Source organism: Mesorhizobium sp. M0227 (assembly GCF_040321855.1).
Classification (GTDB): domain Bacteria; phylum Pseudomonadota; class Alphaproteobacteria; order Rhizobiales; family Rhizobiaceae; genus Mesorhizobium.
This window is the reverse complement of the sequence record NZ_JAMYSJ010000002.1, coordinates 348,393-373,404: the sequence shown is the minus strand read 5'-3', so window position 1 is coordinate 373,404 and position 25,012 is coordinate 348,393. Positions and strand designations below refer to the sequence as shown.

The 25,012-nt window shown below is 63.9% G+C and carries 27 protein-coding genes; 17 read left to right on the top strand and 10 right to left on the bottom strand.

Annotation, left to right across the window (positions count from 1 at the left end):
- Positions 1 to 17 precede the first annotated feature (17 nt).
- The 6 genes from NKJ00_RS05395 (at position 18) to NKJ00_RS05370 (ending at position 3,805) form a co-directional block, all read left to right on the top strand.
- Positions 18 to 623: a glutathione S-transferase family protein gene (locus NKJ00_RS05395; protein WP_352629042.1), complete on the top strand. Its 606-nt coding sequence runs from the start codon at positions 18 to 20 to the stop codon at positions 621 to 623.
- On the top strand, positions 620 to 1,213 hold the full coding sequence (ureE, locus tag NKJ00_RS05390; RefSeq protein ID WP_023810696.1) for an urease accessory protein UreE: 594 nt from the start codon (positions 620 to 622) through the stop codon (positions 1,211 to 1,213). Before NKJ00_RS05395 ends, ureE begins: the two co-directional genes overlap by 4 nt.
- Positions 1,206 to 1,877, top strand: coding sequence for an urease accessory protein UreF (locus tag NKJ00_RS05385; protein WP_352629040.1), 672 nt, complete (start codon positions 1,206 to 1,208; stop codon positions 1,875 to 1,877). The genes ureE and NKJ00_RS05385 overlap by 8 nt, the downstream gene beginning before the upstream one ends.
- Positions 1,874 to 2,314: a DUF3995 domain-containing protein gene (locus NKJ00_RS05380; RefSeq protein WP_023810698.1), complete on the top strand. Its 441-nt coding sequence runs from the start codon at positions 1,874 to 1,876 to the stop codon at positions 2,312 to 2,314. The genes NKJ00_RS05385 and NKJ00_RS05380 overlap by 4 nt, the downstream gene beginning before the upstream one ends.
- On the top strand, positions 2,311 to 2,955 hold the full coding sequence (gene ureG / locus NKJ00_RS05375; RefSeq protein WP_013528407.1) for an urease accessory protein UreG: 645 nt from the start codon (positions 2,311 to 2,313) through the stop codon (positions 2,953 to 2,955). The genes NKJ00_RS05380 and ureG overlap by 4 nt, the downstream gene beginning before the upstream one ends.
- 82 nt (positions 2,956 to 3,037) lie before the next feature.
- A complete protein-coding gene (locus NKJ00_RS05370; protein ID WP_292338211.1) occupies positions 3,038 to 3,805 on the top strand; it encodes a class II aldolase and adducin N-terminal domain-containing protein in 768 nt (255 codons plus the stop codon).
- Positions 3,806 to 3,810: 5 nt separating this feature from the next.
- Here the strand turns inward: NKJ00_RS05370 and NKJ00_RS05365 are convergent, their stop codons facing one another.
- Positions 3,811 to 4,443, bottom strand: coding sequence for an HAD family hydrolase (locus tag NKJ00_RS05365; RefSeq protein ID WP_352629038.1), 633 nt, complete (start codon positions 4,441 to 4,443; stop codon positions 3,811 to 3,813).
- 259 nt (positions 4,444 to 4,702) lie between these two features.
- Between NKJ00_RS05365 and NKJ00_RS05360 the strand changes: the two genes are divergently transcribed.
- Positions 4,703 to 5,662, top strand: a complete 960-nt coding sequence (locus NKJ00_RS05360; protein ID WP_023810701.1) for a sugar-binding transcriptional regulator — start codon at positions 4,703 to 4,705, stop codon at positions 5,660 to 5,662.
- A 37-nt stretch (positions 5,663 to 5,699) separates the two neighbouring features.
- Here NKJ00_RS05360 and NKJ00_RS05355 read toward each other — a convergent pair whose 3' ends face one another.
- The gene (locus NKJ00_RS05355; protein ID WP_023810702.1) at positions 5,700 to 5,885 is read right to left on the bottom strand and encodes a hypothetical protein; all 186 of its coding nucleotides are present in this window, start codon (positions 5,883 to 5,885) and stop codon (positions 5,700 to 5,702) included.
- A gap of 110 nt (positions 5,886 to 5,995) precedes the next feature.
- On the opposite strand from NKJ00_RS05355, the gene gcvA reads away from it, so the two are divergent.
- The 10 genes from gcvA to NKJ00_RS05305 all read left to right on the top strand — a co-directional run bounded on the left by gcvA (position 5,996) and on the right by NKJ00_RS05305 (position 17,587).
- On the top strand, positions 5,996 to 6,901 hold the full coding sequence (gcvA, locus tag NKJ00_RS05350; RefSeq protein ID WP_023810703.1) for a transcriptional regulator GcvA: 906 nt from the start codon (positions 5,996 to 5,998) through the stop codon (positions 6,899 to 6,901).
- 224 nt (positions 6,902 to 7,125) lie between these two features.
- Complete coding sequence (locus NKJ00_RS05345) at positions 7,126 to 8,436, top strand: ABC transporter substrate-binding protein (protein WP_352553100.1); 1,311 nt, start codon at positions 7,126 to 7,128, stop codon at positions 8,434 to 8,436.
- Between the two features lie 123 nt (positions 8,437 to 8,559).
- Positions 8,560 to 9,432: a carbohydrate ABC transporter permease gene (locus tag NKJ00_RS05340; RefSeq protein ID WP_013528414.1), complete on the top strand. Its 873-nt coding sequence runs from the start codon at positions 8,560 to 8,562 to the stop codon at positions 9,430 to 9,432.
- An 11-nt stretch (positions 9,433 to 9,443) separates the two neighbouring features.
- The gene (locus tag NKJ00_RS05335) at positions 9,444 to 10,268 is read left to right on the top strand and encodes a carbohydrate ABC transporter permease (protein ID WP_352553102.1); all 825 of its coding nucleotides are present in this window, start codon (positions 9,444 to 9,446) and stop codon (positions 10,266 to 10,268) included.
- Positions 10,269 to 10,337: 69 nt separating this feature from the next.
- Positions 10,338 to 11,336, top strand: a complete 999-nt coding sequence (locus NKJ00_RS05330) for an ABC transporter ATP-binding protein (RefSeq protein ID WP_352553104.1) — start codon at positions 10,338 to 10,340, stop codon at positions 11,334 to 11,336.
- A 2-nt stretch (positions 11,337 to 11,338) separates the two neighbouring features.
- A complete protein-coding gene (locus NKJ00_RS05325; protein ID WP_352629035.1) occupies positions 11,339 to 12,109 on the top strand; it encodes an L-iditol 2-dehydrogenase in 771 nt (256 codons plus the stop codon).
- A gap of 146 nt (positions 12,110 to 12,255) precedes the next feature.
- Positions 12,256 to 13,734 (top strand): mannitol dehydrogenase family protein, encoded by a 1,479-nt coding sequence (locus tag NKJ00_RS05320; protein ID WP_352553106.1) that lies wholly within the window; start codon positions 12,256 to 12,258, stop codon positions 13,732 to 13,734.
- Between the two features lie 15 nt (positions 13,735 to 13,749).
- Positions 13,750 to 14,433 carry an HAD family hydrolase gene (locus tag NKJ00_RS05315; RefSeq protein ID WP_023810708.1) on the top strand — a complete coding sequence of 228 codons (684 nt, stop codon included), beginning with the start codon at positions 13,750 to 13,752 and terminating at the stop codon, positions 14,431 to 14,433.
- The gene (locus NKJ00_RS05310; protein ID WP_352629033.1) at positions 14,430 to 16,016 is read left to right on the top strand and encodes an FGGY-family carbohydrate kinase; all 1,587 of its coding nucleotides are present in this window, start codon (positions 14,430 to 14,432) and stop codon (positions 16,014 to 16,016) included. Before NKJ00_RS05315 ends, NKJ00_RS05310 begins: the two co-directional genes overlap by 4 nt.
- A gap of 167 nt (positions 16,017 to 16,183) precedes the next feature.
- Positions 16,184 to 17,587, top strand: coding sequence for an MATE family efflux transporter (locus NKJ00_RS05305; protein WP_352629031.1), 1,404 nt, complete (start codon positions 16,184 to 16,186; stop codon positions 17,585 to 17,587).
- Between the two features lie 86 nt (positions 17,588 to 17,673).
- On the opposite strand, the gene NKJ00_RS05300 is transcribed toward NKJ00_RS05305, so the two are convergent.
- The 8 genes from NKJ00_RS05300 to NKJ00_RS05265 form a co-directional block, all read right to left on the bottom strand.
- Positions 17,674 to 18,255 carry a cupin domain-containing protein gene (locus tag NKJ00_RS05300; RefSeq protein WP_023810712.1) on the bottom strand — a complete coding sequence of 194 codons (582 nt, stop codon included), beginning with the start codon at positions 18,253 to 18,255 and terminating at the stop codon, positions 17,674 to 17,676.
- 1 nt (position 18,256) lies between these two features.
- A complete protein-coding gene (locus tag NKJ00_RS05295; protein ID WP_352629029.1) occupies positions 18,257 to 19,513 on the bottom strand; it encodes a cysteine desulfurase-like protein in 1,257 nt (418 codons plus the stop codon).
- Positions 19,514 to 19,584: 71 nt separating this feature from the next.
- Positions 19,585 to 20,349 (bottom strand): cyclase family protein, encoded by a 765-nt coding sequence (locus NKJ00_RS05290; protein ID WP_352610980.1) that lies wholly within the window; start codon positions 20,347 to 20,349, stop codon positions 19,585 to 19,587.
- Positions 20,346 to 21,524: an ABC transporter substrate-binding protein gene (locus NKJ00_RS05285; protein WP_023810715.1), complete on the bottom strand. Its 1,179-nt coding sequence runs from the start codon at positions 21,522 to 21,524 to the stop codon at positions 20,346 to 20,348. The genes NKJ00_RS05290 and NKJ00_RS05285 overlap by 4 nt, the downstream gene beginning before the upstream one ends.
- Entirely contained in the window at positions 21,521 to 22,570 is a 1,050-nt protein-coding gene (locus tag NKJ00_RS05280) for a branched-chain amino acid ABC transporter permease (RefSeq protein WP_023810716.1), read from the bottom strand. Before NKJ00_RS05280 ends, NKJ00_RS05285 begins: the two co-directional genes overlap by 4 nt.
- Positions 22,567 to 23,469 carry a branched-chain amino acid ABC transporter permease gene (locus NKJ00_RS05275; protein WP_352610979.1) on the bottom strand — a complete coding sequence of 301 codons (903 nt, stop codon included), beginning with the start codon at positions 23,467 to 23,469 and terminating at the stop codon, positions 22,567 to 22,569. The genes NKJ00_RS05280 and NKJ00_RS05275 overlap by 4 nt, the downstream gene beginning before the upstream one ends.
- A complete protein-coding gene (locus NKJ00_RS05270; protein WP_352610978.1) occupies positions 23,466 to 24,197 on the bottom strand; it encodes an ABC transporter ATP-binding protein in 732 nt (243 codons plus the stop codon). Before NKJ00_RS05270 ends, NKJ00_RS05275 begins: the two co-directional genes overlap by 4 nt.
- Positions 24,184 to 24,942: an ABC transporter ATP-binding protein gene (locus NKJ00_RS05265; RefSeq protein WP_245486190.1), complete on the bottom strand. Its 759-nt coding sequence runs from the start codon at positions 24,940 to 24,942 to the stop codon at positions 24,184 to 24,186. The genes NKJ00_RS05270 and NKJ00_RS05265 overlap by 14 nt, the downstream gene beginning before the upstream one ends.
- Between the last annotated feature and the right edge of the window lie 70 nt (positions 24,943 to 25,012).

Genomic DNA, 25,012 nt, shown 5'->3' with positions numbered 1-25,012 from the left:
GAAAGGCAGGGTTCGACATGTACAAGGCCGTTGGATCGCGCGGATCCCGGGGCAGCCGCGTTCTCTGGATGCTCGAGGAGCTCGGGCAGCCTTATGAATTCGTCGAGGTCAGGCTGCGCTCACCGGAAGCCTATGCGCTCAACCCATCGGGCAAGGTGCCGATCCTCATCGATGGCGAACTGACGGTGACGGATTCGGCGGCGATTTGCGTCTATCTCGCCGACAAGCACGCGGACATGGGCATGAGCGCCAACCCAGGCCTAGCCGGTCGCGCCGAAATGGATTCCTGGATGCATTTTGCGCAGAGCGAGCTTGAAGCGCCGCTGTGGAACAAATTGCGCCATCGCTTCCTGCTGCCGAAGGACGTACGCGTCGATGTCGGTCCTGCGGCGGCTTACGATTTTGCCTCGGAGCTGAAGGCGCTGGAGCGGCGGCTGGGCGACAAACCGTTTGCGCTGGGCGCTCGGTTTTCCGCCGTCGACGTGCTGCTCGGCGACATGGGCGGCTGGGCGCGTGCCGGCCGGTTTGAGATCGAGTCCGAACGCGTCAACGCCTATTTCGACCGCGTGCTGGCGCGGCCTGCGCGTGTGCGGGCACAAGCAAATGGAGGATCCATGAAATGAAGCTCAACCTCAACACCGACTTCACCAAATTCCCGCGCGCCGTCTCCGTGCTGTCCGCCGGCAATGCCGGAACCACCCTACCGTCCGGCCGGGCCATTCTCGCCCATGACGAACGCCATCTGCGCCGCCGCGCCATCGAGCTTGCCGACGGCAGCAAGGTGCTGGTCGACCTGCCCGAGCCCGTCGCCTTGAACGATGGCGACCGTCTGGTGCTGGAGGATGGCGGCCATATCGAGATCATCGCGGCGCCGGAAGAGGTCTACGACATCCGCGCCCGCGACGGCGTGCATCTGGCCGAGCTCGCCTGGCACATCGGCAATCGCCATCTCGCGGCGAGCATCGAGGCCGGGCGCATCCTCATCCTGCGCGACCATGTCATCAAGGCGATGCTGGAGGGGCTGGGCGCCACCGTGACCGACGTGTCCGAACCGTTCAAACCGGTGCGCGGTGCCTATTCCGGCCATGATGGGCAAAGCCATGATCACGGCCATGCGCATGCGCACAGCCACGCGGAAGCGCACAGCCATTCTCATGGCGAAGCGCATTCCCATTCGCACAGTCATGCCGGCCATCGCCACGATCATGACTGACCAGCCTTCGAACATCGCCCTGCTGCGGCTGATGGCGTGGCTGTCGCCTGCCTTTCCGGTCGGCGGCTTTTCCTACAGCCATGGTCTCGAGCGCGCGGTGCATGACGGGCTGATTGCCGATGCCGACAGCCTCGCCTGCTGGCTGGAAACGCTGGTCGAGATGGGCTCCGGCTGGAACGATGCCGTGCTGTTCGCCGAGAGTTGGCGCCGCGCGCGCAACGCAGGCGATCTCGATGAAGTAGCGGCACTCGCGGAGGCGCTGGCCGGCTCGCGCGAACGCCACACCGAAACCATGCTGCAGGGTGCGGCCTTCCTCAAAGCGGCGGCGGCCTGGCCAAATCCAGTGCTGGAGCGCTTGCCGGCTGAATGCGCCTATTGCGTCGCCGTCGGCGCCATTGCCGGCGGCAACGGCATCGGGCTTCAGCACGCGCTGTCGGCCTTCCTGCAAACCTTCTTCTCCAACCTCGTGCAGGCAGCGATCCGGCTTGGCATCGTCGGCCAGAGCAAAGCCACAGCTCTGTTGGCCGGCTTCGAGCCACTGGCCCTGGCGACCGCGACCCGCGCCGCGCGCTCGACACTCGACGATCTCGGTGGCTGCGCCTTCGTTTCCGATGTCATGGCGATGAAGCACGAAACCCAGTATTCGCGATTGTTCCGTTCATGATCCTTCTCGCCTTCTCGCTTTCGACCGTTCTACTCCTGATTACCGCGCTGCACGCCTATTGGGGCCTTGGCGGCATCTGGCCGGGCCAGGATGCGGCCTCCTGCGCCCGCGCCGTCGTCGGCTTTCGCGGCGTCGATGAGATGCCGACGCCGTTCGCCAGTTTCGCCGTCGCCGCGTGCCTGTGCCTGGCGACGCTGTGGCCGCTTGCGCTCATAGGCGTCTTTGCCTCGCCCTTCCCCCAGGAGGGGCTCGCCGCCACCTCGCTGCTCATCGGTCTGGTGTTCCTGGGACGCGGCATAGCCGGCTTCACGCCGTGGTGGCGGCGGCTGACGCCGGAACAGCCTTTCGCGCGGCTCGATGTCCGCTATTATTCGCCGCTGTGCCTGTTGATCGGGCTCGGCTTTGCCATCCTCGCCATCACGGAGTTTCCGACATGACACAGACAAATGGTCCGCTGCGCGTCGGCATTGGCGGCCCGGTCGGTTCGGGCAAGACGACGCTGACCGAAAAACTGTGCAAGGCGCTGCGCGACGAGTTTTCCATCGCCGTCGTCACCAACGACATCTACACCAAGGAAGACGCCATGATGCTGGCGCGGCTGCAGGCGCTGCCCGAGGACCGCATCATGGGTGTCGAGACCGGCGGCTGCCCGCACACCGCCATCCGCGAGGACGCGTCGATCAATCTGCAGGCGATCGCGCAGATGAACAGGAAATTCCCGGATCTCGACATCGTCTTCATCGAATCCGGCGGCGACAACCTCGCCGCCACCTTCTCGCCCGATCTCGCCGACCTGACGCTCTATGTCATCTCGGTTTGCCAGGGCGAGGAGATCCCGCGCAAGGGCGGGCCGGCAATCACCCGCTCCGATTTCCTGGTGATCAACAAGAGCGACCTTGCTCCTTACGTGAACGTCAACCTCGATGTCATGGAGAGCGACGCCGGCCGCATGCGCGGCAAGCGGCCGTTCGGCTTCACCGACCTGTCGCGCGGCAAGGGGCTGCAGGAGGTGATCGATTTCATCATCGAGCATGGCGGCCTGCGAGCCGGCGCTGCCGCTGCCAGCACGGCGGCGTGAGACAGCTATCCCTGCACCAACCAAAACCGGTTGCGGGGATCGACTGGCCACGGCATTCTTGCCGAAACCGGAGGATTTTTCGATGAGCCTTGCCCGTCTGCAAAAGGAAACGCTGACCAACCTGCCCTACTATGAGGAGCGCGTCGATCTCGCCTGCGCCTTCCGCTGGACGGCGCGGCTCAACATGCACGAGGCTGTGGCCAATCATTTCTCGCTGGCCGTCAATGATGGCGGCACACAATTCCTGATGAACCCCAACCAGGTGCATTTCTCGCGCATCAAGGCGAGCGACCTTTTGATGATCGATGCCAACGATCCAGAAACGCTCTCCGGCCCCAATGCGCCCGACCCGACGGCGTGGGGGCTGCATGGCGCCATCCATCGCAATGTGCGTCACGCGCGCTGTGTCATGCATGTGCACTCGATCCACGCCACGGTGCTGGCATCGCTCGCTGACTCGACATTGCCGCCGATCGACCAGAATTCGGCGATGTTCTTCAATCGCCATGTCGTGGACGCGCACTATGGCGGGCTGGCCTTCGAGGAGGAGGGCGAGCGCTGCTCGCAGCTTCTCGTCGATCCCAAGGTCAAGGTGATGGTGATGGGCAATCACGGCGTGCTGGTCATCGGCGATACGGTCGCCGATGCCTTCAACCGCATGTTCTATTTCGAACGCGCCGCCGAGACCTACATCAAGGCGCTTTGGACCGGCCGCCCGCTGCGCACGCTGTCAGATGCGATCGCCGAAAAGGCCGCGAGCGAGATGGACGACTATCCCGGCCAGGCCGAACGCCATCTCAGCGAATTGAAGGCGATCCTCGACGAGCAGGAACCGGCCTACCGGAACTGATTGCCTTACAGGCCCAGTTCAGCCCGCAATTCCTCGGCGCTGTTGATGACGACGGCGCCGGGCGGGCCCTCCATCGGCTTTTCCGGCCAGAAGATCGTCTTCATGCCCGCCGCCAGTCCCGCCATGGCGCCCGGCCAGCTGTCGTCGATCGCCACGGCGTGCGCGGGGTCGACACCGGCCAGATACGCGGCGCGCAGGAACGGCTCGGCATGCGGCTTGCCTTCGCGCACGTCGTTGCGGCTGATCGTCTTCATGCCGGGGTAGATCAGGCCGACCATGCTCAGATTGGCGTCGACGATCATCCGGTCCGAATTCGAGACCACGGCCTGCTGGATGCCTCTTGCACGCAGCTCGTTGAATATCTCGATCGCGCCGGGGCGCGGCTTCAAGCTCTCCACCAGCGGCAGGTAGTGTTCGTATTTGCGCACGATCCAGTCGTCGAAAGGCAGGTCCAGGCCGAACTCGTCGCGCATCATCTCGTAGACCGGCCAGGCGGCAACGCCGAGCACGCGCTCATGCAGATCGTCCGGCGGGACAAGGCCGACATTGCGCATCGCCGCCATCAGGGCTGCTTCGTGCAGCGGTTCGCTGTCGACCAGCGTGCCGTCCATGTCCCAGAAAACCGCTTTCGGCATCATGTGAGGCTCCTTTTTGCCATCCCTTAAAGGGTTTGAGCCGGGAGATAAACCTTCGGAGCGCAAGAACCTGCCGCCTGCCGGGACCGCGGCCAAGTCTCTTTGGCGACAGAGACTTCGTGGGAGAAGAAAAACTGGGCCGTGCTTACGTCGATGAACAGCAAGCAATTGCTCCCGAGATTGACAATTGCGCAGTTGGCCGTTCCCTGCGAAAGTGGGGCATGGGCCGCTCTCACAACCGGCGGTCTCGGGAGGCAGGACTTTGAATAGCCGGCAGGATGGTGGCAGCAACAGGCTGGACGATGCGGCGCGCGCCGGCTGGCTTTATTATGTTGCCGGCAACACACAGGACCAGATCGCTTCGACGCTCGGCATTTCGCGGCAGACGGCGCAGCGGCTGGTATCGCTGGCGGTGTCGGAGGGCTTGATCAAGGTTCGCGTCGACCATCCGATCGCCAACTGCCTCGATCTGGCGGCACGGCTGAGATCGCGCTTTGCGCTCGATCTGGTCGAGGTGGTGCCGAGCGACCCCAATTCGTCCTCGACCACGATCGGCATCGCCGAGGCGGCTGCCGCCGAGATCGAGCGGCGGTTGCGGTCTCCGACCCCGATCGTCATGGCGATCGGCACCGGTCGCACGCTAAAGGCGGCGATCGAGCAGCTGCCGCCAATGGAATGCCCGCAGCACAAGGTGGTGTCGTTGACCGGCAACATCTCGCCGGACGGCTCGGCCGCCTTCTACAACGTCATCTTCACCATGGCCGACAGGGTCAAGGCGCGCTCCTTCCCGATGCCGCTGCCGGTCATCGCCTCGTCGCCGGAGGAGCGCGAGATGCTGCTCAACCAGCCGATGATCCAGCCGACGCTGGCGCTGGCGGCGGAAGCCGACGTCACCTTCATCGGCATCGGCGATCTCGGCCCCAAGGCGCCGCTCTACGAAGACGGCTTCATTTCGGAGAGCGAATTGAAGGCGCTGCAGAAGGCCGGCGGCATCGCGGAGATCGTCGGCTGGGTGTTCGATAGGGAGGGCCGCATGATCGAGGGCATCACCAACGACCGGGTGTCGTCGGCTTCGCTACCGTCACGCGAGAAATCGCTGGTCATCGCACTGGCCATGGGCGAACGAAAGCTGCCAGGCATCCTAGCGGCCGCGAACCGGCGGCTGATCAACGGCCTCATCACCGATGAACGGACCGCCGCCGCCCTGCTGGCTGGCATCTGACCGGACCCACAACCGGTTTGCGATAAGGCCAACCGCACTAGCCGTGCCGCCCGAAAGGGTCGTTGCCATCGAGAAACCCGAGATCGCGCTGCAGATGCGGCGACAGGTCCCTGATATCGAGATGTGCCCGTTTTTTGGTGGCGAACCAGCCGAATCCATCCGTCAGCCACGAAAACCAGCGGTGATCCGGTGCGGGAGTGCATTTTTGCTGCGCCATGGTCATGATCGTCAACCTTCGCTATCCTGGACCCGAATGACGGGTTGACTGGGAATGTCGGTCTTGCCGGCGGTCTTTGCCAATCGAACATCGATCATGATCCATAAGGAGGCCTTATGCCGGACCTCGGCTCGCGACAGGTTTCGCCACTCCCGCCGCTGCAGGCGATCCGGGTGTTCGACGCGGTGGCGCGGCATCTTTCCTTCACCAAGGCCGCCGGCGAACTCGCCATGACGCAAGCGGCGGTCAGCTATCAGATCAAGGTGCTGGAGGAGCGTGTCGGCGCGCCGCTGTTCCTACGCCGGCCGCGGCAGATCGTGTTAACCGAGGCCGGGCAGCGCCTGGCACCTGCGGTCAGCGAGGCCTTCGCCATCCTTGGCCAGGCCTATGCCGCGGTGCGTGGCGGGGCCGACGGCTTGCTGTGCGTCACGACGGTGCTGACATTCGCCTCGAACTGGCTCGCGCACCGGCTGGGGTCGTTCCAGATCGCCCATCCGTCGCTGGCGGTGCGGCTCGAAACGTCGAGCCGCCTGACCGACTTTGCCCGCGAGGATACCGATATTGCCATCCGCTCGGGCGGCGGCAAATGGCCGGGCCTGGAAGCGCACAAGCTGCTCGATGCCGACTTCACGCCGATGCTGAGCCCGAAACTCGCGGCGACCATCGGCGGCGTCAGGGAACCGGCCGACCTCTTGCGGCTGCCTATCCTCGATCCCGGCGACATCTGGTGGACGGAATGGTTCTCGGCTGCTGGCGTGCACTCGCACGATCTTGCCAAGCGGCCCGGCAGCAGCATGGGCGCGCAGGCCTATGAGGCCAATGCGGCGATCGCCGGTCATGGCGTCGCGATCCTGACCAGGGCGCTGTTCAAGGCGGAACTCGCGGACGGGCGCCTGATCCAACCTTTCGATCTGGTTGGCGACGACGGCCATGCCTATTGGCTGGTCTATCCCGAGGCGCGCCGCAACGTGCCGAAGATCCGTGCCTTCCGCGACTGGCTGCTGGCCGAGATCGCCTGCTGACCGGCAAGCTTCCGGGCTGCACCTGGTTCTCGCAGATGTATCCGCCGTTGCCTCACTGTATGCGGCCGGGACGATCCGCGCCCTGGCAATTTCGCTCGTCCCGGCCTGCGGTGTCGCCCAAGTGCTGCGCTGCAGCATCGAATCCGGCTTGACATAATTCACGCCAAGTGAGTAATTGCCCAAAGCCAAGGCAAATGCTCATCTTGGTTCAAGGGAGGAATTTGATGAAACTTCGCACGCTCACCCTGGGCTTGTTGACGGCCAGCACGCTTGCGTTCGCCGCACATGCCGAATCCATCACCATCGCCACCGTCAACAATGGCGATATGGTCCGCATGCAAAAGCTGACCGAGGACTTCACCAAGGCGAACCCCGACATCCAGCTCAACTGGGTTACGCTCGAAGAAAACGTGCTGCGCGAGCGCGTCACCACCGACATCGCCACCAAGGGCGGCCAGTACGACGTGATGACCATCGGCACCTATGAGGTTCCGATCTGGGCCAAGCAGAGCTGGCTGCTGCCGCTCGACAAGCTCGGCGACGACTACGACGCCAAGGATATCATCCCGGCCATCGCCGGCGGCCTTTCGGTCGACGGCAAGCTCTATGCCGCGCCCTTCTACGGCGAAAGCTCCTTCGTCATGTACCGCAAGGACCTGATCGAGAAGGCCGGACTGAAGATGCCCGACGCGCCCACCTGGGACTTCATCAGGCAGGCCGCCGACAAGATGACCGATCGCGCCAATGGCGTGAACGGCGTGTGCCTGCGCGGCAAGGCCGGCTGGGGCGAGAACATGGCTTTCCTGACCGCGATGTCGAACTCCTTCGGGGCGCGCTGGTTCGACGAGAACTGGAAGCCGCAGTTCGATCAGCCGGAATGGAAGAACACGCTGCAGTTCTATGTCGACCTGATGAAGGCCGACGGCCCCGAGGGTGCTTCCTCCAACGGCTTCAACGAAAACCTGGCGCTGTTCCAGCAGGGCAAATGCGGCATGTGGATCGACGCCACCGTCGCTGCGTCCTTCGTCTCCGATCCCAAGGCATCGCAGGTCGCTGACAAGGTTGGATATGCGCTGGCACCCGACAATGGCCTGGGCAAGCGCGGCAATTGGCTGTGGGCATGGTCGCTGGCGATCCCCGCCGGCACGCAGAAGGCCGATGCCGCCCAGAAATTCGTCACCTGGGCGACCAGCAAGCATTATGCGGAACTCGTCGCTTCGAAGGAAGGCTGGGCCAACGTTCCTCCGGGCACGCGCTCCTCGCTCTACGCCAATGCCGAATACCAGAAGGCGGCTCCGTTCGCCAAGATGACGCTGGACTCCATCAACGCCGCCGATCCGACGCATCCGACCGTCAAGCCGGTGCCCTATGTCGGCGTGCAGTTCGTCGCCATCCCTGAGTTCCAGGGTCTTGGCACCACTGTCGGCCAGCTCTTCTCGGCGGCTCTTGCCGGCCAGTCGAGTGTCGACGATGCCCTGAAGCAGGCCCAGGACGCTGCCACCGCGGCAATGACCGAAGGCGGATACATCAAGTAAGGCTCCTCCCGGTGCCGAATGCCGGTCGCCTCCTGACCGGCAACGGCCGCCCGAATTCCCAGTTCGGGCGGCCGCCTTTAACGCCTTTTGAAAATTCCGTCTGACCAGTGAAGGGTGACCGTCATGGCTACTCAGCAGACCCGTTCGCTTGCCCGTTTCATGATGGCGCCATCCGTGGTGCTGCTGTTCGTCTGGATGATTGTGCCGCTGGTCATCACCATCTGGTTCTCCTTCCAGCAGTACAACCCGCTCAATCCGATCCGCGACGGCTTCGTCGGCTTCTCGAACTACGCGCTGTTCTATTCCAACCCGGCCTTCCTGCAATCGATCCTCAACACGCTCACCTTGGTGGTCAGCGTGCTCCTGATCACGGTGATCGGCGGCATCCTTCTGGCGCTGCTGATCGACCAGCCGATGTGGGGCCAGGGCATCGTGCGCATTCTCGTCATCTCACCGTTCTTCGTCATGCCGCCGGTGGCCGCACTGGTCTGGAAGAACATGATCATGCACCCGCAATACGGGGTGTTCGCCGATATAGCCCGCTTCTTCGGGGCCCAGCCGATCGACTGGTTCGGGCAGCATCCGATGCTGGCGATCATCATCATCGTCGCCTGGCAATGGCTGCCTTTCGCGACGCTCATTCTCTTGACCGCGTTGCAGTCGCTCGACGGTGAGCAGAAGGAAGCCGCCGAGATGGACGGCGCCGGCTTCATCAGCCGCTTCATCTATCTGACGCTGCCGCACATGTCGCGCGCCATCACGGTCGTCATCCTGATCCAGACGATCTTCCTCCTCTCCGTCTATGCCGAGATCCTCGTCACCACCAATGGCGGCCCGGGATACGCCTCCACCAACCTGCCCTTCCTCGTCTACCAGAAGGCGTTGCTGGAGTTCAAAATCGGCCAGGCATCCGCCGGCGGCGTGATCGCCGTCATTCTCGCTAACATCGTTGCCTTCTTCGCCATGCGCGCGGTCGGCAAGAACCTGGACAAGTAAGGGAGGCTACGATGGCACGCTCAGTCACCACCCAGCACAAGACGATTGCGACAATTGCCGCCTGGATCGTCGCCCTGCTGATCTTCTTCCCGATCCTCTACACGATCATCACCTCGTTCAAGTCGGAGCAGGAAGCCATCCAGGGCTTCAGCATCATCCCGTCGGGAACGTTCGAGAGCTATGCCGAGGTTCAGGCGCAAAGCGGCTACTTCAAGTTCTTCTTCAACTCGGTTCTGCTCTCGGTCGGCTCGACCATCCTGGCCCTGCTGGTCGCCATACCGGCGGCATGGTCGATGGCCTTCTCGCCGACCAAGCGGACCAAGGACATCTTGATGTGGATGCTGTCCACCAAGATGATGCCCGCGGTCGCGGTGCTGTTCCCGATCTACTTGATCTTCCGCGATACCGGACTGCTCGACAGCCGCATCGGCCTGATGATCATGCTGATGCTGATCAACCTGCCGATCGTGGTGTGGATGCTCTACACTTACTTCCGCGAAATACCGGGCGAGATCCTGGAAGCGGCGCGCATGGACGGCGCCTCGCTGTGGAACGAGATCGTCTATGTGCTGACGCCGATGGCGGTGCCGGGCATCGCCTCGACGATGCTGCTCAACATCATCCTGGCCTGGAACGAGGCGTTCTGGACAATCCGGCTGACGACGACGGAAGCCGCACCGCTGACCGCCTTCATCAGCTCGTTCTCCAGCCCGCAAGGCCTGTTCTGGGCCAAGCTTTCGGCCGCCTCGACACTGGCCATCGCGCCGATCCTGATCATGGGCTGGTTCAGCCAGAAGCAGCTGGTGCGCGGCCTGACATTTGGTGCGGTCAAATAATTGGTGGTGCGGTGAAGTAACGGAATTGCCCGAAGCAATCGGCAGAAATAACCCCTCGGGGAGGAAATCATGGGAAACATCACGCTCAAGAACGTCTCCAAATCCTTCGGAGCGACGTCCATCATCCCCGGTCTCGACCTGGTGATCGAGAATGGCGAGTTCGTCGTCTTCGTCGGCCCGTCGGGTTGCGGCAAGTCAACGCTGCTGCGGCTGATCGCCGGGCTTGAGGATACCAGCGGCGGCTCCATCAACATCGACGGCCGCGACGTCACCGGCGAGGCACCGGCCAAGCGCAAGCTGGCCATGGTGTTCCAGTCCTATGCGCTCTATCCGCACATGACGGTGGCCAAGAACATCGGCTTCCCGCTGAAGATGGCCGGCGAGGACAAGGCGACGATCGACAGGAAGGTGGGAGACGCGGCGCGCGTGCTCAACTTGACCAACTATCTCGAACGCCGGCCCGGCCAGCTTTCCGGCGGCCAGCGCCAGCGCGTCGCCATCGGCCGCGCCATCGTGCGTCAGCCGACCGCCTTCCTGTTCGACGAACCGCTGTCCAACCTCGATGCGGCACTGCGCGGCACGATGCGGCTGGAGATCAGCGAGCTGCACCATCAGCTCAAGACGACCATGATCTACGTTACCCATGACCAGGTCGAAGCCATGACCATGGCCGACAAGATCGTCGTGCTGAACGCCGGCAACATCGAGCAGGTCGGCTCGCCGATGGAGCTCTACAAGACGCCGAAGAACCTGTTCGTCGCCGGCTTCATCGGCTCGCCGAAGATGAATCTGATAGAAGGCGCGCCGGCTGCCAAAAACGGCGCCAAGACCATCGGCATCCGTCCTGAGCACCTGGAGATCTCGACCACGGCGGGCGAATGGAAAGCCACTGTCGGCGTCGCCGAACATCTCGGCTCCGACACCTTCCTGCACGTCCAGTCCGATGGCGTCGGTCCGCTGACGGTGCGCGCCGACGGCGAACTCGCCGTCCGTCACGGCGACACCATCTATCTGACAGCGGACAAGGCCAAGCTGCACCGCTTCGGCGCCGACGGAAAGGCGATGTGAGCATGAGACTGGCCAGCAAATCCGCGCTGATCACGGGTTCGGCCCGCGGCATCGGCAGAGCCTTCGCCGAAGCCTATGCCGGCGAAGGCGCAACCGTCGCCATCGCCGACATCAATCTCGAGGCGGCGCAGAAGACAGCCGCCGAGATCGGCGGCAAGGCCTATGCGGTCAAGCTCGACGTCACCGACCTCGCCTCGATCGAAGCGGCGGTGAAAGCCGTCGAGACGAAGACCGGTGGCCTGGATATCCTGATCAACAACGCCGCCCTGTTCGACCTGGCGCCGATCGTCGAGATCACCAAGGCAAGCTACGACAAATTGTTTTCCGTCAATGTCGCCGGCACGCTGTTCATGCTGCAGGCTGCCGCCCGCTCGATGATCGCCGCTGGCCGGGGCGGCAGGATCATCAACATGGCGAGCCAGGCCGGACGCCGCGGCGAGGCGCTGGTCGGCGTCTACTGCGCCACCAAGGCCGCCGTCATCTCGCTGACCCAGTCGGCGGGGCTCGACCTCATCAAGCACCGCATCAACGTCAACGCGATTGCCCCTGGCGTGGTCGACGGCGAGCACTGGGATCACGTCGATTCGCTGTTCGCCAAATATGAAAACCGGCCGAGGGGCGAGAAGAAGAAACTGGTCGGCGAGGCGGTGCCCTATGGCCGCATGGGCACGGCGCAGGACCTTACCGGCATGGCGGTTTTTCTCGCCAGCGCCGACGCCGAATACGTCGTCGCCCAGACCTACAATGTCGACGGCGGCCAGTGGATGAGTTGAGGGCGGGGGACGGCCTCTGCTCCTCGTACCTCCGCGAGGAGCAGAGGCCGACATCAGCGGGCGCGTAGCAAGTGCCACCCCTTATCCTCTCCCCGACCGGGAGAGGAGCGTAACGAAGGCCGAAATCCGGCCAAAGGGTAAAACAGATGACCGTGAAACTCTCGTCCTCAAACCTCTCCAAGCTGCCCACTGAGGTCGCCGGTCCGAAGTATGACCGCGCAACATTGAAGGCCGGCATCGTGCATTTCGGCGTTGGCAATTTTCACCGCTCGCATCAGGCCGTCTATCTCGACGATTTGTTCAATGCGGGCATCGGCCATGACTGGGCGCTGATCGGCGCCGGCGTGTTCGACGGTGAAAAGATCGGTCGCGGCAAACTGGAAGAGCAGGATTGGCTGACCACCGTGGTCGAGCAGGACAGCGGCCATATGAGCGCACGCGTCACCGGCGCCATGATCGACTTCCTGATGCCCGGCGATGCGGCCGGCATCATCGAACAGCTGGCCGACCCGGCCATCAAGATCGTTTCGCTGACCATCACCGAAGGCGGCTATTTCATCGACCCGGCCTCCGGCGTGTTCAACCCGACCCATCCCGACATCGTCGCCGATGCGCAGCCCGGCGCGACGCCGAAGACGGTGTTCGGCATCATCCTTGCCGGGCTGGTGCGCCGCCGCGACGAGGGTACCGTGCCGTTCACGGTGATGTCGTGCGACAACATCCCCCACAACGGCCATGTCACCTCGGACGGGGTCATCGGCCTGGCCCGTTTGATCGACGAGGATCTGGCGAACTGGGCCAGCGAGCATGTCGCCTTTCCGAACGGCATGGTCGATCGCATCACGCCGGCGACCACCGATCGCGAACGCGGCATTCTCGCCAAGGATTTTGGCCTTGAGGACAACTGGCCGGTGTTCTGCGAGCCGTTCCGGCAGTGGGTGCTGGAGGACCATTTCACCGGCGGCCGGCCGCCACTGGAAAAGGTCGGCGTGCAGTTCGTCAAAGACGTTGCGCCCTACGAATTGATGAAGATCCGCATCCTCAATGGCGGCCACGCCACCATCGCTTATCCGGCCGGGCTGATGGACATCCATTTCGTCCATGAGGCGATGCAGGAGCCGCTGGTGAGCGGGTTTCTGGCCAAGCTCGAACGGGACGAAATCATCCCGACCGTGCCGCCGGTGCCGGACACGGTCCTGGAAGACTATTACCAGCTCATCGAGAGCCGCTTCTCCAATCCCAAGATCGGCGACACGGTGCGCCGGCTCTGCCTCGACGGCTCCAACCGCCAGCCGAAATTCATCATCCCGACCATCGCCGACCGGCTGAAGGCCGGGAAAAGCGTCGTCGGCCTGGCGCTGGAATCAGCGCTCTGGTGCCGCTATTGCTTCGGTACGACCGACAGCGGTGCCGTCATCGAGCCCAACGATCCGAGCTGGGACCGGCTGCAAGCGACGGCAAAGGCGGCAAAGGATGCTCCCGCCGCCTGGCTTGCCATGGAGGACATCTATGGCGATGTCGGCCGCGCAGCGGCGTTTGTCGAGGCCTTTGCCCATGCGCTCAACGTGCTGTGGGCGAATGGCGCGCGCGCGACGCTGACTCGCTACCTCGCCGGCAAGCTCTGAGAGCCATTCTCCATCATGACGCCTGAGCTGGTCATCTTCGACTGTGATGGCGTGCTGGTCGACAGCGAGGCGCTCTCCGTCTCGGCGCTGCTTGGCATGGTCAAACTTGCCGGCGGCAGCGTCAGTGAGGACGCCGCCTACGAGCATTTCCTCGGCAAGAGCATGAAAAGCGTGCGCGAGATCCTCGGCCGCGACTTCGGGCTCGATATCACCGACCTGCACCTGACCGAGATGCGCGTCGAATTGATGCGCAAATTCCGCGAGGAGCTGAAGCCGATCGCCGGCGTCAGGAAGATGCTGCCCAAGCTTGGGCTGCCGTACTGTGTCGCGTCCTCAGGCACGCTCGACCGCATCCGCTACGCGCTCGACGTCACCGGATTGCTTGGGCTGATGGAGCCGCATCTGTTCAGTGCCACCATGGTGGCCAAGGGAAAGCCGGCGCCGGATCTGTTCCTGCATGCCGCCGCCAGCATGCGGGCCCATCCGCGCAAATGCCTCGTCATCGAGGACAGCCCGGCCGGCATCGCTGCTGCGCGGGCGGCAGGGATGCGCGTGCTCGCCTTCACCGGCGGATCGCATGCCGGCAATCCCGCCTTGAAAGCGCGGCTTGCGTCGAGTGAACCGGACTTTATATTCGCTGACATGCTGCAATTGCCCGATCTGATTGCAGGCTTGGGAGCGAGAGACAGAGCATCTTGACGAAACAGTTCGTTTGCGCGGTCGATGTCGGCACCGGGAGCGCTCGCGCGGGCATTCTCGACACCAGTGGCACCTTGCTCGGCCGCGCCGAGCGGCCGATCGCCATGAACCAGCCGAAGCCCGATCACGCCGAGCATGATTCGCGCGATATCTGGTCGGCCGTCTGCACCGCCGTGCGCGCTGCCCGCGAAAAAGCCGGTGTCGAGCCTGAGGACATTGTCGGCATCTCCTTCGATGCCACCTGTTCGCTGGTGGTGCGCGACCGGCAAGGCAGCCAGCTCAGTGTCTCGGTCACGGGCGACAAGCGCTGGGACACCGTCGTCTGGCTCGACCACCGCGCCATCGCCGAGGCCGACGAATGCACGGCAAGCGGCCACGCCGTGCTGAATTACATCGGCGGCGTCATGTCGCCGGAAATGGCGACGCCGAAACTGATGTGGCTGAAGCGCAATTTGCCGGAGACGTGGAATGAAGCCGGCTATTTATTCGACCTGACCGATTTCCTGACCTGGCAAGCGACGGGTTCGCTGGCCCGCTCGCAATGCACGCTGACCGCCAAATGGACCTATCTGGCACATGAGGACACAGGCTGGCGGCGCGATTTCTTCGAACTCGTCGGCCTCGGCGATCTTTTCGAGCACGGCAACCTGCCGGAGAGGGCCAGCCCGGTCGGCACCGATATCGGGCGATTGACGGCGCAAGCGGCGGCCGAGCTTGGGCTGAGCGAGAAATGCCGGGTGGGCTCCGGCGTCATCGATGCCTATGCCGGCGCGCTTGGCGTGCTCGGCGGCTTTGCCGGCGACGAACAGGACATCGGCCGGCATTTGGCGCTGATCGCCGGCACGTCGAGCTGCGTCATGGCGATGTCACCGGATCCGCAGCCTTTCGCCGGCGTCTGGGGGCCGTATTACGGCGCGGCGCTGCCCAGGCTGTGGCTGTCGGAAGGCGGCCAGTCGGCGACCGGCGCCCTGCTCGACCACATCATCCGCTGGCACGGCGCCGGCGGCGAGCCGGATGCCGCCATGCATGCGAAGATCGCCAGGCGTGTCGCCGAGCTGCGCGCCACCGAGGGCGACAACCTCGCCGCAAGGCTGCATGTGCTGCCCGACTTTCACGGCAACCGCTCACCGCTCGCCGATCCGCATGCCGTCGGCGTCGTCAGCGGGCTGACGCTGGACTCCTCCTTCGACAGCCTGTGCAAGCTCTACTGGCGCACCGCCGTCGGCATCGCGCTCGGCGTGCGCCACGTGCTGGAGGCGCTGAACGAGAACGGCTATCTGATCGACACGCTGCACGTCACCGGCGGCCACACCAAGAACCCGCTGCTGATGGAACTCTACGCCGACGCCACCGGCTGCACGGTGATCGAGCCGCTGGCCGACGAGGCGGTGCTGCTCGGCACCGGCATGATCGCCGCCACCGCGGCCGGGCTGTTTCCCGACCTCAACGCGGCCTGTCTTGCCATGCAGCAGGGCGGCCGGACACGCCCGTCGAACCCGAAATCATCAGGGCGTTTCGAGCGCGACTACAAGGTTTTCCTCGAAATGCACCGCCAGCGGCGGATGCTGGACGCGATCCGCTAGAGCATCGTGGCCGGTCGCTGGCTCAATCCGTTCCCGTCCCTCCTCTCTTGCCTTCATGTCGCGTTTCGTCCAGAAGCTGACGCAAACGCCGCGAAACCGAAGGTTTTGCCGTTTGAAATGCGGCTTCCGGCTCTGGCCGATGTGCCGTAGCTGGAAAGAGCGGAACAATGTCTGCGATAGAAGCCGGCGCTCGCGCGCCGGAAAATCTTTGGCGTCAGGAAATCAGGGCGACGCTGGCGCTCGCTTGGCCGATGGTGCTGACCAATCTCGGCCAGACCGCGATGACGGCCACCGACGTCATGATGATGGGTCGTCTGGGTCCGGATACGCTGGCCAGCGGCGCGCTTGGCGCCAACCTCTATTTCATGCCGCTGATCTTCGGCCTCGGCCTGATGCTGGCGACCTCGCCGATGATCGCCACCGAGCTTGGCCGCCGCCGCTATTCGGTGCGCGACCTGCGCCGCACCGTGCGCCAGGGCCTGTGGCTGGCGATCCTGATCTCGATCCCGATCTGGCTCGTGCTTTGGCACGGCGAGGGCATTCTATTGGCCATGGGCCAGAACCCGGTTCTGGCGCATCAGGCCGGCATCTATCTGCGCTGGCTCGAATGGGCGGTGCTGCCCTTCTACTTCTATATCGTGCTGCGCTCGTTCATCTCGGCGCTGGAACGGCCGGGCTGGGCGCTGGTCATCGTCTTCGTCGCCGTCGCCTGCAACGTCTTCTTCAACTGGGTGTTCATGTTCGGCAATCTCGGCGTGCCGGCAATGGGCATTGCCGGGTCGGGCCTTGCCACCTCGCTGTCCTCAATGCTGATGTTCATCGGCATGGCTGCCGTGGTGATGCTGGAGAAGAAGTTCCGCCGCTACCGTCTGTTCGGACGTTTCTGGCGCGCCGACTGGCCGCGCTTCAAGGGCCTGTTGCGGCTCGGCCTGCCGATTGCCGGCATCCTCGCCTTCGAGGTGACGATCTTCAATGCGGCGGCCCTGCTGATGGGCCTGATCGACGCGGATTCGCTGGCCGCGCACGCGATCGCCATCCAGATCGCCTCGATCTCCTTCATGGTGCCGCTCGGCCTCAACCAGGCGGTGACGGTGCGCGTCGGCCTTGCGCACGGCGCCGGCAATCCGGAAGGCGTCTCGCGCGCCGGCTGGACCGCCTTTGTCATCGGCGTCTCGTTCATGGCGCTGATGGGGCTGGTGATGATCCTGTGGCCGCATCCGCTGATCAGCGCCTTCATCGATCTGGGCAATCCGGCCAATGCCAGGGTGATCGAACTTGCCGTGTCGTTCCTGGTCTTCGCGGCGCTGTTCCAGGTCTTCGACGGCGCCCAGGCGGTGGCCGCCGGCATGCTGCGCGGCCTGCATGACACCAAGGTGCCGATGATCTATGCCGCGATCGGCTATTGGGGCGTCGGCCTGCCGCTCGGCGTGCTGCTCGCCTTCCATTTCGGCCTGCATGGCGTCGGCATCTGGATCGGCCTGTCGACGGGGCTGGCCGTGGTGGCCGCGCTGCTGCTGGCGCGCTGGCTGCGGCGCGACCGGTTGGCGCCGCCGCTCGCGTTCGGGCATTGAAACAGAACGGCCGATGGCCCGGCGGCTGTTGTCCTGTGGGCGTTGGCTCATTGAACAACGCCTTCACAACTCCGCGATAGAGGCGGTCAGAATGTCGGCGGCGTGTTGACCCAGAGGATACGGACCGTGGTCGAACCGATATTGCGGTAGCCGTGGCCGAGTTCGGAGTTGAAATAAAACGCGTCGCCTGCCTCGAGCGCCACCACGTTCGTCTCGACCAGCAACTCGACGGAACCTTCGAGCACGTAGCCGAATTCCTGTCCCTTGTGGCTGATCAACTCGAGGCTGCCGCCGCCGGCCTCGATCACGTGGACATTGATCTGCAGCAGATATTCCGGACCGGATGGCACCAATTGCTCGAGCACGACATGGTTGCCCGAGCGCCGATGTCCCGTCTCCATGTGCGGACGCTCGTTTTGCCGCAACACGAACACTTCCGAGGCATTGTGCTGCAGCGTGCCGAACATAGCGTTCATGTTGATGCCCAGCGCCTGCACCAGCCGGTGCAGAGCCGCCATCGAGGGCGTCGCGCGGTCGTTTTCGATCTTCGAGAGATAACCCTCTGTCAGCCCGATGCGGGCGCCGAGCTCTTCCAGGCTGAGGCCAAGCACCTGTCTGGCATGGCGCAGCTTGACGCCGATCCTCGGGGTTCCGTTTCTGTCGCGCATGTCAGGTCCGCGTCTTCATCCAGTCCGCCAGCTTCGCCAACAGAAAATCGACTTCCGCCTCGGTGTTATAATGGGCCAGCCCGATGCGGACGACGCCGTTGCGGTCCGCAAGCCCCAGCCGCTTGATTGGCTCCAAACCGTAATTGTGGCCATGCCAGAGATAGATGCCTTCCTTTGCCATCGCCTTGGCGATATCGGCGGGATCGGTTCCGTCAACGGTGATCGACACGGTAGGCACCCGGCGCCCCAGCGCCGCCACATCGGTTATACCCTGGATGACGACGCCATCAATTCTGGACAGCCCGGCAATCAGCCGTGCTGTCAGGACACGTTCATAACGGTCGGCGACTTCAATGCCGGCGACGATGCGCTCGCGCCGCGTCGCCTGCGGGTGGACGTTGCCGAAGGACTGTCCGAGCCAGGCATAGTGCTCGACGGCGCCAAGCACCCCGGCAAGCGCCTCGCGGCTTGTCGTCCCCGTCTCGAATTTTCCAGGTGGCGTGTCCGAAGCCGCGCGCACCTTGTAGGCGGTCAGCGCCTGCAGCAGATCGAACCGGCCCCACAACACCCCGTGATGCGGTCCGAAAAATTTGTAGGCCGAGCAAACCAGGAAATCACAGCCGATCTCCTGGACGTCGATCACTCCATGCGGCGCGAACTGCACCGCGTCGATATAGCTCAGCGCCCCGACCGCGCGTGCGCGCTGCGCGATCCGCTTCACGTCGTTGATCGTGCCGGTAACGTTGCTGGCATAGCCGACGGCGACCAGCTTGACCTCCTCGTCGATAGTGGCCTCCAGCGTCGACAGGTCGAGTTCGAACGTTTTTGGATCGAGGTCGATCCAGCGTACTTCAAGCCCGCGATCCTCCGCCAGCATCAGCCAGGGTGCGACGTTGGCGTCGTGATCCAAGCGCGTCAACACGATGGCGTCGCCGGCTTTCAGATCGCGGCCGATGGCGCGCGAGACGGCGAAAGTCAGCGTCGTCATGTTCTGGCCGAACACCACCTCACGCCGGTCCGCGGCATTGAAGAAATCGGCCATCGCCTGATGCGCGTCGTCGACCATCGCCTGGGCCGCGAGTGAGGTTTCGAAATAGCCACCAAGATTGGCGTTGGTCTCGATCATGGCACGCGTCATGCGCTCGATCGAACGGCTCGCCATCTGGGTTCCCGCGGGATTGTCGAAGAAAATCCGCTTCTTCGGCTCGGCACCTCTCGCCATCGCCGGAAAAGCATCGCGGACTGTGTCTATATCCATGTCTGAATTCCGTGTGTCTGGTGATCGTTGTGTGGCGGCCCCTAGACGCCGCCAGCTGCGGTTTCACGCGTTCAGCCGGCCGCTTCATGGATGGCGACAGCGCGAGCCGGGAAGCCGGATCCGGCCTTTGGCTTTGGCCAGCTTGCCATTATCAACGCGCCGGCGTCAGGCACCTTGTCGAGATTGGCCAGGAGCTCGATCTGCCAGCAGTCGCGGGACAGCACATAGTATTCCAGGCTTGCGTCACCCGCGGAAGTGGCGCGGCCGGGATCGGTGTCCATGCCCTCGTGCCCGATGGCAGCGACACCGCGGCGTTCCAAAAGTTCCTCCAGCACCGGCTTCGACCAGCCCGGCGCATGCGAGATACCGTCGGCCGACTTGTTCTGAAACGCCACGGGGTCTGGCCAGCGCGGCCACCACCCGGTGCGAAGCGCGACAAAACACTTTTCCGGGATACGGCCGTTCCGTGTCTCCCAGGCGGAAATGTCGTCGAGCGTCGGCGTCGCGTCGGGATCGGCGGCGACCCTGTCGCTGATGTCGAGGATGACCAACGGCAGAAGCATCTCCGCCACCGACAGTTGGTCGATCGAGCGGCCGCCGTCGATGAAGTGCACCGGCGGATCGACATGGGTGCCCCACTGTCCGACGAAGGCGTAGTGGTGGACCTGGAAGGCGTCGCCCTTCGAAAAATCGAGCAACGCACGGCGCTCCTCGTCCGGGAAGGCCGGGAAGTGCGGCTGGCCCGGATGAAACGCATGCGTCAGGTCGGTGAAGGTCGCGGCGGAGAGCCGCGACCTGTAGATGTCCCAAAGGGAACCCGGAGTGGACAAGATCACGGCTCCGCGACGAAGGTCGGTGCCGCTTCACTTGCAAGGACAAGCTTGCCGTCCTTGACACCGATGACCGAGACCGATTTGTCCGGCACCGAAATGCCCGGGCGGTAGGTGATCGTTCCGGTCACGCCGTCGAGCCCGGACGTAGCGGCCAGCGCGTCACGGATCTTGGCCGGATCCGGCGCACCGGCACGCTTGATCGCGTCGGTCATCAGCTTGACCGAATCGTAGCCGAGCGCAGCGAACGCGTTCTCCGGGGCATTGCCGGCCGACTTGGTGTAGGCGTCGATGAAGGCCTGCACCTTCGGGGTGGCGCCCTCACCGATATAGGCATGGGTGGTGAAGTAGGTGTCCTTGGCCGCGTCGCCGCCGACCTGGATCAGCAAGGGCGTGTCGTAACCGTCGCCGCCGACCACCGGCAGGTTGATGCCGGCCTGGCGCATCTGCTTCAAGATCAGGCCGATTTCCTCGGCATTCGACGAGGCATAGACGAAGTCGGGCTGCGGTGACAGCGCCTTCAGTTTGGCGATCTGCGCGGTAAAGGTCTTGTCGCCGATCTTGTAGGTGTCGCGCTCCAAGATCTTGCCCCCGCCATGCTCGTAGGCGGTGACGAAGTAGTCCGACAGCAGCGTTGTGTATTCGGTGCCGATGTCGGTCAGCAGGTAGGCGGTCTTGCCGTTCAGCTTGTTCAGCGCAAATTCCGCGCCAACCGCAGCCTGAACGTTGTCGCCGAAGGCGGCGAGGAAGATCTCGTTGCCGAGCTGGCTCGGCAATTTCGGCGAGGTCGCGCCGGGCGTGATGAACGGGATCTGCGCCTTCTGGACCTGCGGTCCGATGGCCAGCACCGAATCGGAATCGGCGAAGCCGATGATGCCGACGACCTTGTCGCTGTCGATCAACTGGCTGGCGACGGTCGAGATCGTCGTCGAATCGCTCTTGGAGTCGTAGATCACCAGTTCTATCTGTTGGCCGAGCACGCCGCCGGCGGCGTTGATTTCGCTTGCCGCCAGCTTGGCGCCATTCAGCATCGGACCGTCGAGCGAGGCCTGAATGCCGGTCAGGTTTGCCGGATAGCCGATCTTGATCGTGTCGGCAGCAAGTGCCGTGCTGGCCGAGGCAAGCGCGAAGAATGCGCCCAGTCCTAGGCCGATGGTGTCGCGTCGAGTGAGTTTGATCATCGTTTTCGTTCCTCTGTCTGGTTCACCGTTGCCGATCTTTGGGTTAATCCGAACGTAAGTTCCCGGTCCCCCATGATCCCCTTCGGCCGGAAGATCATGACTAGAATGAAGATGAAGCCAAGCACGATCTGGCTGGCGCCAAACAGGGCCGGCACCGCGAAATCGCCGATCGTGAAGCCGCGTTCGACCGAGCGCAGGACCTCCGACAACAGCGAAACGCAGATGACGCCAACCACCGCGCCGGTCAGGGAGCCCATGCCGCCTAGCACCAGCATTGTGATCAGGCTCATGGTCAGCGCGAAGTAGAAGGTGTTCGGCGAAAACGAGCCGAGATAATGTGCGTAGAGCGACCCGCCGACGCCTGAGAAGAACGCGCCGATGACGAAGGCGATCAGTCTGGTCCGCAACACGCCGATGCCGACAGCGCTGGCCGCGATTGTGTCGTCGCGCACCGCCTTCATGGCGCGCCCGAAAGGCGAATAGACCAGGCGCGCCAGAACGAACACCGTGATGGCGAGCCAACCCATCACCCAGGGCAACGTCGTCTCCAGCGGCACACCGGTGAAAGTGCGGGCGCCTCGGGTGAAATCCGACGCATTGATCAGCACCACGTTGACGATAATCAAGAATCCCATCGTCGCCACCGAAACGAAATAGCCCGACAGGCGCATCAAGGGATAACCGACGACCACGGCAAGCAGCGCCGTCAGAAGACCTGCCACCAGCGTCGCCGGCAGGAAGGGGAGGCTGAAAGCATGCAGAAACGCCGGCAGATGCGGCAGCAGTGCCATCTTCTGCTGTACGGGAATCGACAGTATCCCCGATATATACGCGCCGGCGCCGATGAAGCCGACATGACCGAGCGAAAACACGCCCGTAAAACCGTTGCTCAGCGACAGCGCCAGCACCAGGATTGCATTCAGCGCGATCAGCAGGATAATCCGGACGAAATAGTCGCTCAGCACGTGCGGTGCACCGAAAGCGACAGCTGCTCCCGCCACCAGGGCGACGAGGACGAGGAGTGTGATCCGCGCTTCCCGGCTCACAGCTTTATCTCCCGGTTTGGCTGGAGCAGCCCGCCCGGGCGCACCAGGAGAAAGGCGATCAGCACGGCGAAGACGATTGCGTCGCGATAGGACGAGACGCTGCTCGGCAGGAATGCGACGATGAATATCTCCAGCGCGCCCAATATGTAGCCGCCCACCAGGGCGCCCGCGATCGACCCGAAGCCGCCGATGATCGCCGCCACGAAAGCCTTCAGGAGCGGCGTGAAGCCCATCTGCGGCTGCACCACGCCGGCCTGTGCCGCCCACAAAATGCCGGCAAGGCCGGCATAGGCGGATGCGACGATGAAGGCGACGATGATCAGCCGGTTGACGTTCAGACCGACAAGGTGTGCCGCCGACATGTCCTCGGCTGCGGCGCGCATGCCGAGCCCGGTCGTGGTGCGCGTGATGAACCAGCCGAGGAGCAGCAGCGACACGAAGGTCAGCGCGATGGTCAGGAGATTGATGCTGGTGAAGGTGATGGCGCCGTTCGACATTTCCCAGGAGGTGTTGAGAATATCGGGGAGTGGAAAATTGCGCGGCGAGGAGGTGAACACCAGGATGCCGACGTTCTCGATGATGTAGGTGACGGCGAGGCTGGTGAGCAGTCGCGCAACGTCGGGCGCGTCGCGGATCGGACGATAGGCGATGCGTTCGATGAGGAGGCCCGCGACGGCCGCCGCGGCGATGCCGCAGATCACGGCGACAGGGAACGGAACGCCGATCCCCGCCAGCAGAGCTACCCCGAATGCGCCTACCATCATGACGTCGCCATGCGCGAAATTGGTGAGCTTGAGGACGCCGAAGACGATCGACAGGCCGACCGCCACCAGCGCGTAGAGGCTGCCGAGGCTCACCGCGTTGACGATCTGCTGCAGGATATAGTCCAGCTGGGTCATATTGCCGCCCCGAGATATGCCTGGGCCACGCGTTCGCTGTCGCGCAGTTCCGCGGACCGGCCCGACAGCGCCACCTGACCCGTGCGCAGCACATAGGCGCGGTCGGCGAGGTCCAGCGCGAGCGTGATGTTCTGTTCCACCAGCAGCATCGTCATGCCCTGGCGCTTCAGTTCGGCAAGCGCGCTGAAGATGTGGCGCACCAGCAGCGGCGCAACGCCGAGCGAAGGCTCGTCGAGCAGCAGCAGGCGCGGCGCCGCCATCAGCGCGCGCGCCAGAGCAAGCTGCTGCTGTTCGCCGCCCGACAGCGTGCCGGCCAGTTGCTTCAGCCGCTGCTTGAGAATCGGGAACAGCATGAACATGCGCTCGCTATCTCTGACGACGGCCTCCTTGTCGGTGCGGGTGCAGGCGCCGAGCCGCAGATTGTCGGCCACCGTCAGGCCGCCGAACAGGCGCCTGCCCTCCGGGCTCTGCGCGATGCCCAGAGTTACGATACGCGACGGAGCGATACCTCCGATCGGCTTGCCATCGAAGATGATCTTGCCGCCGCGCGGCCGCGACAGGCCGGAAATGGTGCGCAAGGTCGTGCTCTTGCCGGCGCCGTTGGCCCCCACCAACGCCACCACCTCGCCGGTATGGACGTCGAGCGAAATGCCCTTCAACGCACGCACCGCGCCGAAATTGACCTCGAGGTTCTCGACGCTGAGCAGAACGGGGCTAGGCGTGGCCAAGATACGCCTCCCGCACTTTCGGGTGTTCGCGTACCTGCTCCGGTGTTCCGACGCAGATCACCTCGCCGGTCGCCAGCACCTGGATGCGTTCGCACAGCGCCATGATCAGGTCCATGTCGTGCTCGACAACGACCACCGTTACGCCGTAGCGGTCACGGATCGTCCGAATCAGCGCCGCCAGCACCTTGGTCTCGTTGGAATCAAGCCCGGCTGCGGGCTCATCGAGCAGCAGCAGCTGCGGGCTGGTCGCCAACGCACGCGCAATCTCCAGCCGCCGCTGATCGCCGTAGGGAAGATCCGCGGCGACCCTGCCGGCCTGATCTGTCAGGCCCATGAGGTCGAGGAGTTCGTCGGCCTGCTGCCGCGTCGCGGCCACCCGCTCGCGATAGCGCCGACCGCGCAGCACGGTATCGGCGGGCCCGACAGGATGGCGCAGCTGCGCCGCCGTCAGCACGTTCTGTGCGACACTGAGGCTGCCGAATAGGCGAGAACCCTGGAAGGTGCGGGCGATGCCCATCGCGACGATCTGCGATGTGCGCAGGCCGACGATCGAACGGCCCTCCATCTCGATGCTACCGGAATTCGGCTGGGAGAAGCCGGTGATCAGGTTGAAAAGCGTGCTCTTGCCCGAGCCATTCGGCCCGATTACCCCAACGATTTCACCTTCGTGCAGCTCGATGGAATGATCCCGCAGGGCAACCAGCCCTCGAAAGGCTTTTGTCAGCCCAACCGTCTTCAACAGCACTCGACTCGACTGTCTATCCACGCGCCGGTTTGCCCCTGTCCGCCCTCGCCGCCCCGTTCGGCCCGGTCAA

Excerpts from the sequence above, each read along its gene's own strand:
- NKJ00_RS05395 (WP_352629042.1), top strand. The coding sequence starts at position 18 with ATGTACAAGGCCGTTGGATCGCGCGGATCCCGGGGCAGCCGCGTTCTC.
- ureE (WP_023810696.1), top strand. The coding sequence starts at position 620 with ATGAAGCTCAACCTCAACACCGACTTCACCAAATTCCCGCGCGCCGTC.
- NKJ00_RS05385 (WP_352629040.1), top strand. The coding sequence starts at position 1,206 with ATGACTGACCAGCCTTCGAACATCGCCCTGCTGCGGCTGATGGCGTGG.
- NKJ00_RS05380 (WP_023810698.1), top strand. The coding sequence starts at position 1,874 with ATGATCCTTCTCGCCTTCTCGCTTTCGACCGTTCTACTCCTGATTACC.
- ureG (WP_013528407.1), top strand. The coding sequence starts at position 2,311 with ATGACACAGACAAATGGTCCGCTGCGCGTCGGCATTGGCGGCCCGGTC.
- NKJ00_RS05370 (WP_292338211.1), top strand. The coding sequence starts at position 3,038 with ATGAGCCTTGCCCGTCTGCAAAAGGAAACGCTGACCAACCTGCCCTAC.
- NKJ00_RS05365 (WP_352629038.1), bottom strand. The coding sequence starts at position 4,443 with ATGATGCCGAAAGCGGTTTTCTGGGACATGGACGGCACGCTGGTCGAC.
- NKJ00_RS05355 (WP_023810702.1), bottom strand. The coding sequence starts at position 5,885 with ATGACCATGGCGCAGCAAAAATGCACTCCCGCACCGGATCACCGCTGG.
- gcvA (WP_023810703.1), top strand. The coding sequence starts at position 5,996 with ATGCCGGACCTCGGCTCGCGACAGGTTTCGCCACTCCCGCCGCTGCAG.
- NKJ00_RS05345 (WP_352553100.1), top strand. The coding sequence starts at position 7,126 with ATGAAACTTCGCACGCTCACCCTGGGCTTGTTGACGGCCAGCACGCTT.
- NKJ00_RS05340 (WP_013528414.1), top strand. The coding sequence starts at position 8,560 with ATGGCTACTCAGCAGACCCGTTCGCTTGCCCGTTTCATGATGGCGCCA.
- NKJ00_RS05335 (WP_352553102.1), top strand. The coding sequence starts at position 9,444 with ATGGCACGCTCAGTCACCACCCAGCACAAGACGATTGCGACAATTGCC.
- NKJ00_RS05330 (WP_352553104.1), top strand. The coding sequence starts at position 10,338 with ATGGGAAACATCACGCTCAAGAACGTCTCCAAATCCTTCGGAGCGACG.
- NKJ00_RS05325 (WP_352629035.1), top strand. The coding sequence starts at position 11,339 with ATGAGACTGGCCAGCAAATCCGCGCTGATCACGGGTTCGGCCCGCGGC.
- NKJ00_RS05320 (WP_352553106.1), top strand. The coding sequence starts at position 12,256 with ATGACCGTGAAACTCTCGTCCTCAAACCTCTCCAAGCTGCCCACTGAG.
- NKJ00_RS05315 (WP_023810708.1), top strand. The coding sequence starts at position 13,750 with ATGACGCCTGAGCTGGTCATCTTCGACTGTGATGGCGTGCTGGTCGAC.
- NKJ00_RS05305 (WP_352629031.1), top strand. The coding sequence starts at position 16,184 with ATGTCTGCGATAGAAGCCGGCGCTCGCGCGCCGGAAAATCTTTGGCGT.
- NKJ00_RS05300 (WP_023810712.1), bottom strand. The coding sequence starts at position 18,255 with ATGCGCGACAGAAACGGAACCCCGAGGATCGGCGTCAAGCTGCGCCAT.
- NKJ00_RS05295 (WP_352629029.1), bottom strand. The coding sequence starts at position 19,513 with ATGGATATAGACACAGTCCGCGATGCTTTTCCGGCGATGGCGAGAGGT.
- NKJ00_RS05285 (WP_023810715.1), bottom strand. The coding sequence starts at position 21,524 with ATGATCAAACTCACTCGACGCGACACCATCGGCCTAGGACTGGGCGCA.
- NKJ00_RS05275 (WP_352610979.1), bottom strand. The coding sequence starts at position 23,469 with ATGACCCAGCTGGACTATATCCTGCAGCAGATCGTCAACGCGGTGAGC.